This window comes from Siccibacter colletis (assembly GCF_000696575.1).
Taxonomy (GTDB): Bacteria; Pseudomonadota; Gammaproteobacteria; order Enterobacterales; family Enterobacteriaceae; genus Siccibacter; species Siccibacter colletis.
Genome location: NZ_JMSQ01000007.1, coordinates 13,876 through 28,143 on the forward strand (window position 1 = coordinate 13,876; position 14,268 = coordinate 28,143).

A 14,268-nucleotide genomic window follows, 5' to 3' on the forward strand; every position below is an offset into this window, starting at 1 on the left:
GCCTTGCTGGCTCAACGCTTTTGTGCGAAGTAAGGACATACTAACTTCAACCATCATTACAGAGGAGAAACCGTGTTAACTCTGCTGCACCTGCTTTCTGCGGTAGCGCTCCTGGTATGGGGCACCCACATTGTACGCACCGGCGTGATGCGCGTGTACGGTGCGCGGCTGCGCACAGTGCTGAGCCGCAGCGTAGAGAAGAAACCCTTCGCGTTTTGTTCCGGGATTGGCGTCACGGCGCTGGTGCAGAGCAGTAACGCCACGACTATGCTGGTCACCTCATTCGTCGCCCAGGACCTGGTGGCGCTCGCACCGGCGCTGGTGATTGTGCTCGGGGCCGACGTCGGCACGGCGCTGATGGCCCGGGTGCTGACCTTCGATCTCTCCTGGCTTTCGCCGCTGCTGATTTTTATCGGCGTCATTTTCTTCCTCAGCAAAAAACAGAGCCGTGCCGGACAGCTCGGGCGCGTCAGCATCGGCCTGGGCCTGATTCTGCTGGCGCTGGAGCTGATTGTGCAGGCGGTAACGCCTATCACCCAGGCCTCCGGCGTACAGGTGATCTTTGCTTCCCTCACCGGGGATATGCTGCTGGATGCGCTGATTGGCGCCGTGTTTGCCGTGATCACTTACTCCAGCCTCGCAGCGGTGCTGCTCACCGCGACGCTCAACGCCACCGGGGTCATCTCCTTTGATGTGGCGCTCTGCCTGGTCATTGGTGCCAACCTCGGCTCAGGCCTGCTGGCGATGCTGAACAACAGCGCCGCGACCCCCGCCGCACGCCGCGTGGCGCTCGGTAGCCTGCTGTTTAAGCTGGTGGGTAGCCTGCTGGTACTGCCGTTTGTGCACCTGCTGGCCGACGCGATGCGTCAGATTTCCCTGCCCGAGTCCGAACTGGTGATCTATTTCCACGTCTTCTACAACCTGATCCGCTGCCTGGTGATGGTGCCCTTTGTCGAACCGATGGCGCGTTTCTGCCAGCGGGTCATTGCCGATGCGCCGGAAGCAGATACGCGCCTGAAGCCGAAGCATCTTGATAACACCGCGCTCGACACACCGGCGCTGGGGCTGGCAAACGCGGCGCGGGAAACCCTGCGCATGGGCGAGGCGCTGGAGCAGATGCTGACGATGTGGGGTAACGTGATCCGCGGCGAACCGCGTCAGGAGCGCGAGTTGCGCAAGCTGGCCGACGATGTGGACGTGCTCTACACCGCCATCAAGCTCTATCTGGCGCAGATGCCAAAAGAGGATTTAACCGGGGACGAGTCGCGCCGCTGGGCGGAGATTATTGAGATGTCGCTCAACCTGGAGCAGGCCGCGGACATCATCGAACGTATGGCCAGCGACGTGGCGCGTAAGTCCTTCGCCGCGCGGCGCGCGTTTTCCGCCGAGGGGCTTCAGGAGCTGGACGCATTGCTGGAACAGCTCTCCGACAACCTTAAGCTGGCGCTGACGGTCTTTTTCTCCGGCGACGTTGCGGGTGCACGGCGTCTGCGCCGCAACAAGCATCGCCTGCGCATTCTCAGCCGCCGTTACTCCCACGCTCACGTTAACCGTCTGCACCAGCAAAACGTGCAGAGCATCGAAACCAGCTCGCTGCATCTGGGGTTACTGAGCGATATGAAGCGCCTGAACTCGTTGTTCTGTGCCGTGGCGTACAGCGTGCTGGAGCAGCCGGATGAGGATGATGCGCGGGAAGAGAAGTAAAGCGGCAAGCGCCTCTGCGGAGGCGTTTTTTATCCAAAAAGCTCGCTGTGAGTACCAATATCGATAAAGGTCAGCAGGTTTTGCGCCGGACTGAAGCGGTAAACCAGCAGGAAATCCCCGCCGATATGCAGCTCTCTTGCGCCTTCCCACTGTTCGCCCTTCAGTTGATGATCGCAGTAGCTGGCTGGCAAAACACTGCCGTGGAAAAGGCGCGTCATTACCTCGACCAGGGCAGGCATGTCATGACGCCCCGCTTTGTTATAACGCTCCCAGGATTTTGCAAAGGTACGCGTGTAGTCCACGCGTCGAGGCAAGCTACTTTTCTTGTTTCTCATCATGGCTCAGTTCCTTGAGCATGTCGTCTGACGACGTGAAGCGGTGGCTGGCATGTGCTTCAATGTCGCGTGCTTCCTGCAGCGCGGCTTGCATTTTGATCGAGGGGCGTTTGACTTCGAACGGTATGCCCTGATGGCTCACGACCTGTTCCAGAAACAGGCGTATTGCGCTACTGACGGTGAGGCCACAGTCGCGCAGGATATGCGTAGCTTCGTTTTTCAGCTCTTCGGAAATACGCATTTTGATGCTGGATTGCATAACATCACCTCGCTTTTTTTGTGGGTACATTGTGCTCACGATGTGGTTATTTTTCAAGCGGTGATTTCTCGGGTCGATAAACTTACGCGTGCACGGTTTTTATCGTCCCGCAGGCAGGTTATATTTCGCCTTTACAGGAGAAACTATGCTGCCAACTCACTCTACCCGATTAAATAAATACATTAGCGAGAGCGGGATTTGCTCACGCCGCGATGCCGATCGTTATATCGAGCAAGGGAATGTGTTCATCAACGGCAAGCGTGCCGGCATTGGCGATCAGGTGGTTGCTGGCGATGTGGTGAAGGTCAACGGCCAGCTGATTGAGCCGCGCGATGAAGAAGATCTGGTGCTGATTGCGCTCAACAAGCCGGTCGGCATCGTGAGCACTACCGAAGAGGGCGAGCGGGATAACATCGTTGATTACGTGAATCACAGCAAGCGCATCTTCCCGATTGGTCGCCTGGATAAAGATTCTCAGGGGCTGATTTTCCTGACCAATCACGGCGATCTGGTGAATAAGATCCTGCGCGCCGGCAACGACCACGAAAAAGAGTATGTGGTAACGGTGAACAAGCCCGTCACCGACGACTTTATTCGTGGCATGGGCGCGGGCGTACCGATCCTCGGCACCGTGACCAAAAAGTGTAAGGTCAAAAAAGAAGGGCCGTTCTCATTCCGTATCGTGCTGGTGCAGGGGCTGAACCGTCAGATTCGCCGCATGTGCGAGCACTTCGGGTTTGAGGTGACGAAGCTTGAACGCACCCGCATCATGAACGTCAGTCTGACCGGGCTGCCGCCGGGCGAGTGGCGCGATTTAACCGACGATGAGCTGATCGACCTGTTTAAGCTGATTGAAAACTCGTCCTCGGAAGCCAAACCGGCAAAAGCGGTGAAAAAAGCGAAACCCAAAGCCGCCGTGGCGAAAACCCCGGCTGCCAGCGGATCGAAAAGCATGGCGAAAACCCCGGCCGAGCTGGCATCACGCAAGCGTTTCAACCAGCCAGGACGGAAGAAGAAAGGGCGTTAAGCTAACGCTTACCACGGGTATGGTTGCTGGCTGACCACGAGAACGTCGCTTCCGTGTCAGGCTTGAACGCCTGCTTTTTTTTCTGCGCACGGGCCTGCTTTGCAGCGGTAGCGCGCTCGGCCATCAGCTTATCGATGTACTCTTTCTTTACGTGATTGGTTTCGGAATTGGTAAGAGGGCGGCCATGCGAGATACGGGCTTTATCGAGCAGCGTTTTCAGTTCGCGCTGTTCGCTTTCCGTCATCTCTTTTTGCGTCAGTCGGGATGTGGACATTATTGCGACCTCGGAAGGAAAGAGTCTGCAGTGTAAAGCAAAGCGGTGCGCGCCTCAGTAAAATCTGCACCTTAACCTGCGAAAAAAAGCCCGCGTCTGCGGGCTTTATTGTTTTCAGGCGCGGCGCTTTTTAAGCGCGCGGGCGCGGTTATCGTTAATCGGTTTGCCGGACCAGTAGCCCGCCAGCAGCGAACCAGAGAGGTTATGCCAGACCGAGAACAGCGCGCCGGGCAGGGCGGCGAGCGGGGAGAAGTAGATTTTCCCGAGCGCCGCTGCGAGGCCGGAGTTCTGCATTCCCACTTCGATAGCCAGCGTGCGGCAGGTAGACTCGTCGAAACCAAACAGGCGTCCGCCCCAGTATCCGGCCAGCAGGCCGATGGTGTTGTGCAGGATCACCGCCACGATCACCACCAGGCCTACAGAGGCGATATGCGCTGCCGAGCCGGCCACGACCGCACTGATGATGGCGAGGATACAGACCATCGAGAACGCGGGTAGGTACGGCTCCACGGCTCTCACCACGCGCGGGAACAGGTGATGGATCACCAGCCCCAGCGCAATCGGGATCACCACAATCTGCAGAATGCTGAGCAGCATCCCCATCACGTCCACCTGGATATGCGCATCCACATACAGACGGGTCAGCAGCGGTGTGGCGATGACGCCCACCAGGGTGGAGACCGACGAGATGGTGACCGAGAGCGCAACGTCGCCCTTTGCCAGATAGATCATAACGTTTGATGCGGTGCCGCTGGCGACGCTACCCACCAGCACCATGCCAGCGGAGAGATCCGGCGGCATATCAAACAGCATCGCCAGCAGCCACGCGGCGAGCGGCATCACCAGATAGTGTAAAAACGTGCCGGCTGCTACCGGGGCCGGACGCGAGAGCACGCGCTTGAAGTCGTCGAGTTTCAGATGCACGCCCATGCCGAACATAATCAGCATCAGCAGCGTGGTGACCCAGGGGCCAACGGGCGTAAAGGTGGCGGGCGTATAATACGCAATTACCGAGAGCAGCAGCGCCCAGAGCGGGAACAGCCGCGTGAGAGTGGCAAGCATGATATTTTCCTTGCGGTCGGAAGAGTGTCGTTGTGTTTTCCCGTGCCGCTGTAGCCGCGGCGTGCGTTTACGCTCCGGGAATGAAAAAGGCCGGGTGAACGCCCGGCCAGAGGTATTGTTTATCGTGCTAAGGATTTTTATTCAAATAAATTATGATGAAATGCCTTCATCGTTGGCGCGGATCTGCTCCCAGCTGAGATCGAAGCGGGCAAGGTATTTCCGCAGCCGATCGGCATCGTTAGGGTTCTGCTTCTTCTGACGCGATACCGCAAACAGGGTGCGACCCGCTTCCGACAGCGAGGCGCTGCGGCGACACACCTCAATTACCGTTTCCAGCTGGCGCTGGTCAAAAAGATCGATCTCGTCCTGCACCGGCAGCGACGCCGGAGCGGGATTGCTGCTGCGCCAGTTCTGCCGCAGGCGTGCCGTCTCCTCCTCCACCAGACCCAGCGTAATGCGCCCCTGCTCGGCAAGCGTTGCCATACGCGCGACCGAGGCGCTCAGCTCGCGAAAGTTGCCGCGCCAGGCTGCCTGAGGCGAGCAGGCGAAGGCCAGATACGCTGCCTTCGCCTCTTTATCGAAGCGTACCTGCGTCTGTTGCTGCCCGGCAAAGCGCTGCAGCTCATATTCCACGTTGGGGGGAATGTCCTCCCGGCGCTGCGCGAGGCCTGGCAGGGCAAAGGTCCACATGTTGATGCGGGCATAGAGATCTTCACGAAAACGGCCCTCCGCTACCCACTGCGGCATATCCCGGTGGGTGCCGGCGATCAGCTGGAAGTCGCTGCGCACCTCGTTATCCGCGCCGAACGGCAGGAAGGTTTTCTCTTCGATGGCCTTGAGCAGCATCGCCTGTTCGTCGAGGCCCAGCTCTGCAATCTCATCAAGAAATAACACGCCACCGTCCGCTTCGCGCAGCAGACCCGCCCGCGCCTGCAACGCGCCGGTAAACGCACCTTTGACATGGCCGAACAGGGTCGACATGGCGTTATCCCCACGCAGCGTCGCGCAGTTCACTGCCACCAGCCGGCCCTGTACTTGATGGCGCGACTGCCGCAGCTGGAAGATGCGCTGCGCCAGGAACGATTTTCCGGCCCCGGTCGGCCCGGTAAGCAGGATCGGGGCGGTTGAACGCAGGGCCACGCGTTCGATCTGGTCAATCAGACGGTTAAAGGTGGCATTGCGGGTGTCGATGCCGGCCTTGAGGAAAGAGACCGACTGCTGCTGTTCGCGCTGGAAGCGGCTGGTGAGCGTGGTGTAGCGGCTCAGATCGAGATCGATAACCGAGTAGGTTCCGGCTGCGGTCAGGGCGGCATCGGTGACATCGCGATGCGCCGGGCTGGTCTGCACCAGGCCCGCGGGCAGGTAGCGGGCTTCGGTCAGCAGGAACCAGCAGATCTGCGCGACGTGGGTGCCGGTAGTGATGTGGACCAGATACTCCTCGCGTTCGGTATCGAACGGGTAGCGGGTGGCAAAGTCGAGCAGCGCGGCGTACACCTCCTCGAAATCCCAGGGATCGTTGAGCGTCACGGTGTGCGGGCGAACCTCGGTATGCGGCGAGGCGAGGGCGATATCTTCCACCACCCGCTGCGCCAGCACGGCGTCACGCGGCTGGCACAGCAGCTCAAACCGATCCACAGGCAGATCGGGATGCAGGCACAGCCCGACCGTCGGTCGCCACTTGTTCCAGCGGTTGGCGCGTTTTCCGCGCTTGTCCAGCACGGTACCCAGCATGCCAATCACCACCCGACGCTTTTTCATTGATTATCCTTAAAGATAAAAATCGATACCAAAAGATAAATAGTAGCGCTTTCCTGCCCGGGGGTCCTGAAAAGACAGAAAAATTAAATTGATAAATTTCATATGGTTATGAATTTATTTTCGCCTTAAATGAAACTGGCACGCTTCTGGCAAAGATAACCTCGTCAGCACGCTGGAATCGCAGGGAATCATCATCCCGCCGGCGCACCGGGAACAGTAACAGGTTATCCACGGGGCGTTCCGCCAGCAGCGAGACACCGGCAAAACATCGGTTTATCAGGTTCGAATCCTGAATTTGCATTCTCCTCCAGAGAACTTAAACAGCAGTACCCGGCGGTTGGGTTGGTAACGACCGCCCAGAGCTGACGCCGGTAACGGCGCCGGGCGGCAGGCAGAAAAGACCAGAGCAGCGGTCACTTCCCCCTCCCGCTTCGCGCCTGCATTCGCGCCAGCCACAACATTAAGGAAAGCAAAATGAATAACACATTGACGATTCGTAAAGGCCAGCTGGGTTTACTGGCAAAACAGGGCGACTTTTATCAGATTCTGGAAGCGGGCGAGCATCGCCTGCCGTGGTTTAACAAACCGGACGTGGTGGTGATCGACGTAAACAGCGGCGACGTAGCCCCCGAACTGGCTGACTACCTGCGCCGGTTTCAGCCTGCATGGGTAGAGAAATACTGCCTGGTGGTCGATACCGCCGATAACGAAACGGCGGCGATCTGGCGCGACAACGTGCTGGTGGAGATCGTCCCTCCTGGCGCACGGCGTCTGTTCTGGCGCGACGGCGACAGCCTGCGGGCCGTGCATCTGGATACCCGTGAGGTGCAGGTGCCGGCAGAGATCGTGACTGCCGTTCTGCAACCGCGTGGCCGCGATGCGGCGGTGAAGGGGCGCGAGGCGATCCTCATCGTTAACGTACCGGCGTGGCACGTTGGGGTGCTGAAAATTGATGGCGTCACGCAGCCGCTGCTGTCGCCGGGGTTAAGCGCGTACTGGAAAATCAATCATCTGGTGGAAGCGGAAGCGGTGGATACCCGCCTGCAGGCGCTGGAGGTTTCCGGTCAGGAGATCCTGACTAAAGATAAGGTGAATCTGCGTATTAACCTCGGTGCCAACTGGCGCTACGGCGACGTGTTACAGGCATACAGCCAGCTGGCTAAGCCGCTTGAGCACCTCTATCGCGAGCTGCAGTTTGCCCTGCGTGAAGCGGTGGGTACCCGCACGCTGGATGAGCTGCTGGAAAATAAGCAGGTTATCGACGAGGTGGTGAGCGCCCAGGTAGTAACGCGCATGGCACCGTTTGGCATTGAGATTGCCTCCATTGGGGTGAAGGATATTGTGCTGCCGGGCGAGATGAAAACCATCCTCTCGCGGCTGGTTGAGGCGGAGAAACTGGCCCAGGCTAACGTTATTCGCCGACGTGAAGAGACCGCTGCGACCCGCTCGCTGCTGAACACGGCAAAAGTGATGGAGAACAACCCGGTGGCGTTGCGTCTTAAGGAGATGGAAACCCTGGAGCGCGTTGCGGAGCGCATCGATAAAATTTCGGTCTACGGCGGCCTGGACCAGGTTCTGCACGGCCTCGTGAACATTAAAGGAAACATCCATGCAGCATAACGACTATCAACTGATGGCGCGGGAGAACACCGCGCCGGTAAAAATGTGGACGCACGGCGTGCCGGTGGAGCCTGAAGCGCGCGAGCAGCTGCTGAAAACCGCACAGATGCCGTTTATTTTCAGACACCTGGCCGTGATGCCGGATGTGCACCTGGGGAAAGGCTCCACCATTGGCAGCGTGATCCCGACCAAAGGGGCGATTATTCCGGCGGCAGTGGGTGTGGATATCGGCTGCGGGATGATCGCGGTGCGCACCTCGCTGACGGCAGGGGATCTGCCGGATAACCTGAGCGGGCTGCGCAGCGCCATTGAGCAGGCCGTGCCGCACGGGCGCACCGGCTCCCGCACCCAGCGCGATAAAGGCGCATGGGCGCGTCCGCCGCAGGAGGTGGATAGCCACTGGGCGCAGCTGGCTCCGCGCTTTAAGCGCCTGACGGATAAATACCCGCAGCTGCTGAAAACCAACAACTATCAGCATCTGGGTACGCTGGGAACCGGGAATCACTTCATCGAGATCTGTCTCGACGAACAGCAGCGGGTATGGGTGATGCTGCACAGCGGCTCGCGCGGCGTGGGCAACGCCATCGGCACGCTGTTCATCAGCCTCGCGCAGAAGGACATGCAACGCCATATCGCAACGCTGCCCGACCGCGACCTCGCTTATTTTGCAGAGGGCAGCAAACACTATGCGGATTACATCGAGGCAGTGGAGTGGGCGCAGGATTATGCCCGCCATAACCGGGAAGTGATGATGTCGCGCGTGCTGTCGGCGCTCTCCTCGGCGATCGCGAAGCCGTTTATGACTCAGCAGGAAGCGGTTAACTGCCATCACAACTATGTGCAGAAAGAGCAGCACTTTGGTGAAGAGGTGCTGGTGACGCGTAAAGGCGCGGTGTCGGCGCAGAAAGGGCAGATGGGCATCATCCCCGGTTCGATGGGAGCGAAAAGTTTCATTGTGCGCGGGCTGGGCAATGAAGAGAGCTTCTGCTCCTGTAGCCACGGTGCCGGGCGCGCCATGAGCCGGACCGCTGCGAAAAAGCGCTATACCGTTGAGGATCAGATCCGCGCCACCGCGCACGTCGAGTGCCGTAAGGACAGCGAGGTGATCGACGAGATCCCGATGGCGTATAAAGATATTGATGCGGTGATGACCGCTCAGGCTTCGCTGGTGGAAGTGGTGCATACGCTGCGCCAGGTGGTCTGCGTAAAAGGATAAGACAATGAACAACAACGGAGTGAGCACTGCCATGCGCGAGCGCGTGCGGCAGGTGCTGAAAGAAGTGGAGCAGCGCGATAACGTGCGTGTGCTGTATGCCTGCGAGTCGGGCAGCCGGGGCTGGGGGTTCGCTTCCCCGGACAGCGATTATGATGTGCGTTTCCTCTACGTTCATCCCCCGGAATGGTATCTGCGCGTCGATCCGCCGCGGGATGTGATCGAGCTGCCCATTGATGAGGTGCTGGACGTGTCGGGCTGGGAGTGGCGCAAAGCGCTGGGTCTGCTCAAGCGCGCCAACCCGACGCTCATCGAGTGGCTGGATTCGCCGGTGGTCTATCAGCAGGATGACCACGCGCTGGCAGCGCTACGGGCGCAGGTGCCGGCGTGGTTCTCCGCCGAGCGGGCGCGCTGGCACTACTATTCAATGGCGCGCAAAAACTTTCACGGCTATTTGCAGGGCGACACAGTGCGGCTGAAAAAGTATTTCTACGTGCTGCGTCCGTTGCTGGCGGTGCGCTGGATCGAAGCCGGGAAGGGAATGCCGCCGATGCGCTTTGCGCAGCTGCTGGAGGGGACGGTGGAGGATGCGCTGCTGCGCCGGGAGATCGACGAGCTGCTCGCCATCAAACAGCGGGCCGGTGAAGCGGAATATGGGGCAATGCGCCCGCACATCCACGCGTTTATCCTGCAGGAACTGGCGCGAGGGGAAACGCCGCCCGAACTGCCCGGCAGCAATAACGCCGACCCGGCGCTGCTCGACGACTTACTGTTCCGCACGGTGATGGCCTGACGTTGTCAGGCCATTTTTTTATCACTCGAACAGGTTGTGATGCAGCTTCTGCACCACCTGCTCGGCGTCATTGCCCGGCACCAGGAAGCAGAGGTTGTAGCTGGAAGCACCGTAGCAAATCATGCGAATGTTGAACGGCTCCAGCACGCCAAACACCTCTTTGCCGACGCCGCAGGCTTTGGAAAGGTTGTTACCGATCAGTGCCACCAGCGCCAGATTCTCTTCCACCTCCACGCGGCACAGGGAAGAAAGCTCAGTCAGTAAGCCCTGGGTCAGCAACGTATCGCCGGTGGAAGTAGAGCCGGTGGTATCGAGGGTCAGGGCAACGCTCACTTCCGACGTGGTAATCAGATCCACCGAGATATTGTGGCGCGCCAGGATGCTGAACACTTCGGCGAGGAAACCGCGCGAGTGCAGCATGTTGAGACTGTGCAGGGTAAGCAGCGTCTGCTTGCGGCGCATCGCCAGCGCGCGGAACAGCGGCGGATTGGTGGTTTTGTTACACACCAGCGTGCCGCCCGCCGCCGGATCTTTGCTGGAACCGACGAACACCGGAATATCGCTGCGCACCGCAGGCAGCAGCGTTGCCGGATGCAGCACTTTCGCGCCGAAGGTCGCCATCTCGGCCGCTTCTTCAAAGGCGATCTCATCGATGCGCTTCGCTGCCGGCACTACGCGCGGGTCGGTGGTGTAGATGCCTGGTACGTCGGTCCAGATATCCACGCGCGCTGCCTTCAACGCTTCACCGAGCAGCGCTGCGGTGTAATCGCTGCCGCCACGACCCAGCGTGGTGGTGCGGCCTTTACCTTCGCTGCCGATAAAACCCTGGGTGATCACCAGGCCTTCGCGAATGCGCGGCTGCAGCTGCTGAACGCAGAGCTCGGCCAGGGCGGTAACGTCCGGCTCGGCGCGGCCAAAGCGGTCGCTGGTGCGCATCACCTTGCGCACGTCAAACCACTGCGCCTCCACCGCGCGTTCGCGCAGCACTTCGACAAACAGCAGGGTGGACATCAGTTCGCCGTGGCTTACCAGCTCGTCAGTGAGGGCAGTGGAGGTCGCGAGCGACGCCGCTTCGGACAGGGTGGCGATGTTCTCCAGCAGACGATCGATTTCGTCGCGGATAACGGTCGGGTTTTGCAGGCGTTCGAGGATGTCATACTGGATTTTGCGGATCGCATCGAGCTTGACGAAGCGCTCGGTCGCTTCCGGACCTTCTGCCAGCGCCACCAGCAAATTAGTGATGCCCGCCGAGGCGGAAAGCACCACCAGACGCACGGTATCATCGGAAAGGACCACGTCGGCGCTGCGGTTCATCGCGTCGAAATCGGCCACACTGGTGCCGCCAAATTTGGCGACAACAAAAGCATTTGTCATAACAACCTCGTGTCAGGGAGCCATCCGGGATGGCACAACGTTATTCAGCCATGGCACAAGGAGAGAGCGGTAAGGGGGCGGACGCAGACGGGAAAAACCACAACCACATTCACCCAGAAGCGCTCCACCTTGCGAAGCGTCCGACTGCGGGCGCTTCGGGTGACAACCCAGGGGATTCAGCCCCTGCGGTCGATAGCACGCGTTGCCAGACGCTGCGCTACCTCGGCGTTGCTCCCCCTCTCGTGCGGTCTGCGGACTGGCTCCTCACACACGATACCTGGGCAACGCGCCTCTTCTGGCCATACCCCTTGCCTGAAAGGCCGGGTATGTCGACTCGCATAACGAGTTCTTATTCATAAATAAAGGGTTGGCGGGGTTATTGTCAACGCCGGGGTTATGTGGATTTTTCATGTTATGCCGGGCGCCAGGAAAATATCTTATAACGGCTATACTTTGGGCTTTGAACGACCGTGCGATCTCCGCGGGGCAGCATGATAAAAATCATCGCACTTCCAGTGACAGGCGCTACAATCGACCGCAGTCACAGTTCTCAAATCACAAGAGTATTGCTATGAAAAACATCAACCCGAAGCAGACTTCAGCCTGGCAGGCATTAGAGAAACATTACGCTGACATGGAAACGGTGAGTATTGCGGATCTGTTCGCCAAAGAGAGCGACCGGTTCAGCAAATTCTCCGCTACCTTCGACGACCTGATGCTGGTGGATTACTCCAAAAACCGCATTACCGACGAAACCCTGAGCAAGCTGCTGGATCTGGCGAAAGAGACCGATCTGGCAGGCGCTATCAAATCCATGTTCTCCGGTGAAAAAATTAACCGCACCGAAGACCGCGCTGTACTGCACGTCGCGCTGCGCAACCGCAGCAATACGCCGATTCTGGTTGATGGCAAAGATGTGATGCCAGAAGTAAATGCGGTACTGGAGAAGATGAAAGCCTTCTCTGAATCCATTATCTCCGGTAGCTGGAAAGGCTACACCGGTAAGCCGATTACCGACGTGGTGAACATCGGTATCGGCGGCTCCGACCTCGGTCCGTTCATGGTGACCGAAGCGCTGCGCCCGTACAAAAACCATCTTAATATGCACTTTGTGTCTAACGTCGATGGCACCCACATCGCCGAAGTGCTGAAAAAAGTGAATCCGGAAAGCACCCTGTTCCTGGTGGCGTCCAAAACCTTCACCACCCAGGAAACCATGACTAACGCCCACAGCGCGCGTGACTGGTTCCTGAAGGCGGCGGGCGATCAGCAGCACGTAGCGAAACACTTTGCGGCGCTCTCCACTAACGCTAAAGCGGTCGGCGAGTTTGGCATTGATACCGCCAACATGTTCGAATTCTGGGACTGGGTTGGCGGCCGCTACTCTCTGTGGTCAGCGATTGGTCTGTCGATTATTCTTTCCGTGGGCTACGACAACTTCGTCGAGCTGCTGTCCGGCGCGCACGCGATGGACCAGCACTTCTCCAGCACCCCGTTTGAGAAAAACCTGCCGGTGCTGCTGGCGCTGATCGGTATCTGGTACAACAACTTCTTTGGCGCGGAAACCGAAGCCATTCTGCCTTACGACCAGTACATGCATCGCTTTGCGGCCTACTTCCAGCAGGGCAACATGGAGTCCAACGGCAAGTTCGTTGACCGCAACGGCAATCCGGTGGATTACCAGACCGGGCCAATCATCTGGGGTGAACCGGGTACGAACGGCCAGCACGCGTTCTACCAGCTGATTCATCAGGGCACCAAAATGGTACCGTGCGACTTTATCGCCCCGGCGAAAACCCATAACCCGCTTTCGGATCACCACGCCAAGCTGCTGTCTAACTTCTTTGCTCAGACCGAGGCGCTGGCGTTTGGTAAGTCCCGCGATGTGGTGGAGAAAGAGTTTGCCGATCAGGGTAAAGACCCGAAAACGCTGGATCACGTGGTGCCGTTCAAGGTGTTTGAAGGCAACCGCCCGACCAACTCCATCCTGCTGCGTGAAATTACCCCGTTCAGCCTGGGCGCACTGATTGCGCTGTATGAGCACAAAATCTTCACCCAGGGCGCTATCCTGAATATCTTCACCTTCGACCAGTGGGGCGTAGAGCTGGGTAAACAGCTGGCGAACCGTATCCTGCCGGAGCTGGGCGATGAGCAGGCAATCAACAGCCACGACAGTTCCACCAACGGGCTGATCAACCGCTACAAAGCGTGGCGCGCTTAAGCAATAGTTTCTTCTTATAAAGCGCCAGCGTAATGCTGGCGCTTATTCTCAGACTAATCTTCTTGTCGCTTATTTCCCTGCCTTCACACCGATCAGGTTAATCTGAAAGTCGCTATAGCTGTGCAGATGACATGCCATCCTTTTCAGAAAACCCCGACGTTCATACTCTGGTGGTTATATTTTAACTAATTGTAATTTAACGTTTTTATATTAAATTATATTGTCATTGTGATATATATTATCTGCTAGTCCTAAAACTCTTCCGCTATTTCCCCGGCACGTAAACGTGAAGGGGTTGTTGTGTATACTCGAATGCGCCTGAAAAGCTTTTTGGGCACCTCTCCATTCATTAAATGAAGGGAAATAGTTATGAAGAAAATTATTTATGGCATTCTTGCCATATCCTCGCTGGCGGCTTCGTCTGCCTGGGCGGATCCGGTTGCGGTCGGTGAAGCAGCAGGTAGCGCGGCAACGTCTGTGTCTGCAGGTAGTTCTACTGCGACCAGCGCCAGTACTGTAGGGTCGGTAGTCGGTGTGGCACTTGCTGCTACCGGTGGTGGCGATGGTTCTAACACCGGGACCACCACAACTACCACAACCAGTACCGCCACCCAGTAATCAGGGTGTT

General features: G+C 58.4%; 14 protein-coding genes and 1 riboswitch. Of the genes, 7 read left to right on the plus strand and 7 right to left on the minus strand.

What is annotated here, in order from left to right; genetic code table 11:
* The first annotated feature begins 72 nt into the window (after positions 1–72).
* Positions 73–1,704: a Na/Pi cotransporter family protein gene (locus ET34_RS0108990; protein WP_031521343.1), complete on the plus strand. Its 1,632-nt coding sequence runs from the start codon at positions 73–75 to the stop codon at positions 1,702–1,704.
* 29 nt (positions 1,705–1,733) lie between these two features.
* Here the strand turns inward: ET34_RS0108990 and ET34_RS0108995 are convergent, their stop codons facing one another.
* Both ET34_RS0108995 and ET34_RS0109000 read right to left on the minus strand, forming a co-directional pair.
* On the minus strand, positions 1,734–2,042 hold the full coding sequence (locus ET34_RS0108995) for a type II toxin-antitoxin system YafQ family toxin (RefSeq protein WP_031521345.1): 309 nt from the start codon (positions 2,040–2,042) through the stop codon (positions 1,734–1,736).
* Positions 2,020–2,298 (minus strand): type II toxin-antitoxin system RelB/DinJ family antitoxin, encoded by a 279-nt coding sequence (locus tag ET34_RS0109000; RefSeq protein ID WP_031521346.1) that lies wholly within the window; start codon positions 2,296–2,298, stop codon positions 2,020–2,022. Before ET34_RS0109000 ends, ET34_RS0108995 begins: the two co-directional genes overlap by 23 nt.
* 145 nt (positions 2,299–2,443) lie before the next feature.
* On the opposite strand from ET34_RS0109000, the gene rluF reads away from it, so the two are divergent.
* Positions 2,444–3,325, plus strand: coding sequence for a 23S rRNA pseudouridine(2604) synthase RluF (rluF, locus tag ET34_RS0109005; protein WP_031521348.1), 882 nt, complete (start codon positions 2,444–2,446; stop codon positions 3,323–3,325).
* Position 3,326: 1 nt separating this feature from the next.
* On the opposite strand, the gene ET34_RS0109010 is transcribed toward rluF, so the two are convergent.
* The 4 genes from ET34_RS0109010 to ET34_RS20920 all read right to left on the minus strand — a co-directional run bounded on the left by ET34_RS0109010 (position 3,327) and on the right by ET34_RS20920 (position 6,720).
* On the minus strand, positions 3,327–3,599 hold the full coding sequence (locus tag ET34_RS0109010; protein WP_031521350.1) for a YjbD family protein: 273 nt from the start codon (positions 3,597–3,599) through the stop codon (positions 3,327–3,329).
* Positions 3,600–3,713: 114 nt separating this feature from the next.
* On the minus strand, positions 3,714–4,661 hold the full coding sequence (gene panS, locus ET34_RS0109015) for a ketopantoate/pantoate/pantothenate transporter PanS (RefSeq protein ID WP_031521352.1): 948 nt from the start codon (positions 4,659–4,661) through the stop codon (positions 3,714–3,716).
* Positions 4,662–4,811: 150 nt separating this feature from the next.
* Positions 4,812–6,419: an RNA repair transcriptional activator RtcR gene (gene rtcR, locus ET34_RS0109020; RefSeq protein WP_031521354.1), complete on the minus strand. Its 1,608-nt coding sequence runs from the start codon at positions 6,417–6,419 to the stop codon at positions 4,812–4,814.
* Between the two features lie 106 nt (positions 6,420–6,525).
* A complete protein-coding gene (locus ET34_RS20920; RefSeq protein ID WP_152548376.1) occupies positions 6,526–6,720 on the minus strand; it encodes a hypothetical protein in 195 nt (64 codons plus the stop codon).
* 173 nt (positions 6,721–6,893) lie between these two features.
* Between ET34_RS20920 and ET34_RS0109030 the strand changes: the two genes are divergently transcribed.
* From ET34_RS0109030 to ET34_RS0109040, 3 genes are read left to right on the plus strand one after another with little or no spacing between them, the layout of a single operon-like run.
* Entirely contained in the window at positions 6,894–8,039 is a 1,146-nt protein-coding gene (locus tag ET34_RS0109030; RefSeq protein WP_031521355.1) for a slipin family protein, read from the plus strand.
* Positions 8,029–9,255, plus strand: coding sequence for an RtcB family protein (locus tag ET34_RS0109035; RefSeq protein WP_031521357.1), 1,227 nt, complete (start codon positions 8,029–8,031; stop codon positions 9,253–9,255). Before ET34_RS0109030 ends, ET34_RS0109035 begins: the two co-directional genes overlap by 11 nt.
* 4 nt (positions 9,256–9,259) lie before the next feature.
* Positions 9,260–10,045 (plus strand): nucleotidyltransferase domain-containing protein, encoded by a 786-nt coding sequence (locus ET34_RS0109040; protein WP_031521359.1) that lies wholly within the window; start codon positions 9,260–9,262, stop codon positions 10,043–10,045.
* A 21-nt stretch (positions 10,046–10,066) separates the two neighbouring features.
* Here ET34_RS0109040 and lysC read toward each other — a convergent pair whose 3' ends face one another.
* Entirely contained in the window at positions 10,067–11,419 is a 1,353-nt protein-coding gene (gene lysC, locus ET34_RS0109045) for a lysine-sensitive aspartokinase 3 (protein ID WP_031521360.1), read from the minus strand.
* Positions 11,420–11,528: 109 nt separating this feature from the next.
* Positions 11,529–11,722: riboswitch (Lysine riboswitch) on the minus strand.
* Between the two features lie 268 nt (positions 11,723–11,990).
* Between lysC and pgi the strand changes: the two genes are divergently transcribed.
* Positions 11,991–13,640: a glucose-6-phosphate isomerase gene (pgi, locus tag ET34_RS0109050; protein WP_031521362.1), complete on the plus strand. Its 1,650-nt coding sequence runs from the start codon at positions 11,991–11,993 to the stop codon at positions 13,638–13,640.
* Between the two features lie 369 nt (positions 13,641–14,009).
* Entirely contained in the window at positions 14,010–14,258 is a 249-nt protein-coding gene (gene yjbE / locus ET34_RS21720) for an exopolysaccharide production protein YjbE (protein ID WP_072001997.1), read from the plus strand.
* Positions 14,259–14,268 lie beyond the last annotated feature (10 nt).

Bases quoted from the DNA above. Each gene is read 5' to 3' on its own strand.
- ET34_RS0108995 (WP_031521345.1), bottom strand. From the start codon at position 2,042: ATGATGAGAAACAAGAAAAGTAGCTTGCCTCGACGCGTGGACTACACG.
- ET34_RS0109000 (WP_031521346.1), bottom strand. From the start codon at position 2,298: ATGCAATCCAGCATCAAAATGCGTATTTCCGAAGAGCTGAAAAACGAA.
- rluF (WP_031521348.1), top strand. From the start codon at position 2,444: ATGCTGCCAACTCACTCTACCCGATTAAATAAATACATTAGCGAGAGC.
- ET34_RS0109010 (WP_031521350.1), bottom strand. From the start codon at position 3,599: ATGTCCACATCCCGACTGACGCAAAAAGAGATGACGGAAAGCGAACAG.
- panS (WP_031521352.1), bottom strand. From the start codon at position 4,661: ATGCTTGCCACTCTCACGCGGCTGTTCCCGCTCTGGGCGCTGCTGCTC.
- rtcR (WP_031521354.1), bottom strand. From the start codon at position 6,419: ATGAAAAAGCGTCGGGTGGTGATTGGCATGCTGGGTACCGTGCTGGAC.
- ET34_RS20920 (WP_152548376.1), bottom strand. From the start codon at position 6,720: ATGCAAATTCAGGATTCGAACCTGATAAACCGATGTTTTGCCGGTGTC.
- ET34_RS0109030 (WP_031521355.1), top strand. From the start codon at position 6,894: ATGAATAACACATTGACGATTCGTAAAGGCCAGCTGGGTTTACTGGCA.
- ET34_RS0109035 (WP_031521357.1), top strand. From the start codon at position 8,029: ATGCAGCATAACGACTATCAACTGATGGCGCGGGAGAACACCGCGCCG.
- ET34_RS0109040 (WP_031521359.1), top strand. From the start codon at position 9,260: ATGAACAACAACGGAGTGAGCACTGCCATGCGCGAGCGCGTGCGGCAG.
- lysC (WP_031521360.1), bottom strand. From the start codon at position 11,419: ATGACAAATGCTTTTGTTGTCGCCAAATTTGGCGGCACCAGTGTGGCC.
- pgi (WP_031521362.1), top strand. From the start codon at position 11,991: ATGAAAAACATCAACCCGAAGCAGACTTCAGCCTGGCAGGCATTAGAG.
- yjbE (WP_072001997.1), top strand. From the start codon at position 14,010: ATGAAGAAAATTATTTATGGCATTCTTGCCATATCCTCGCTGGCGGCT.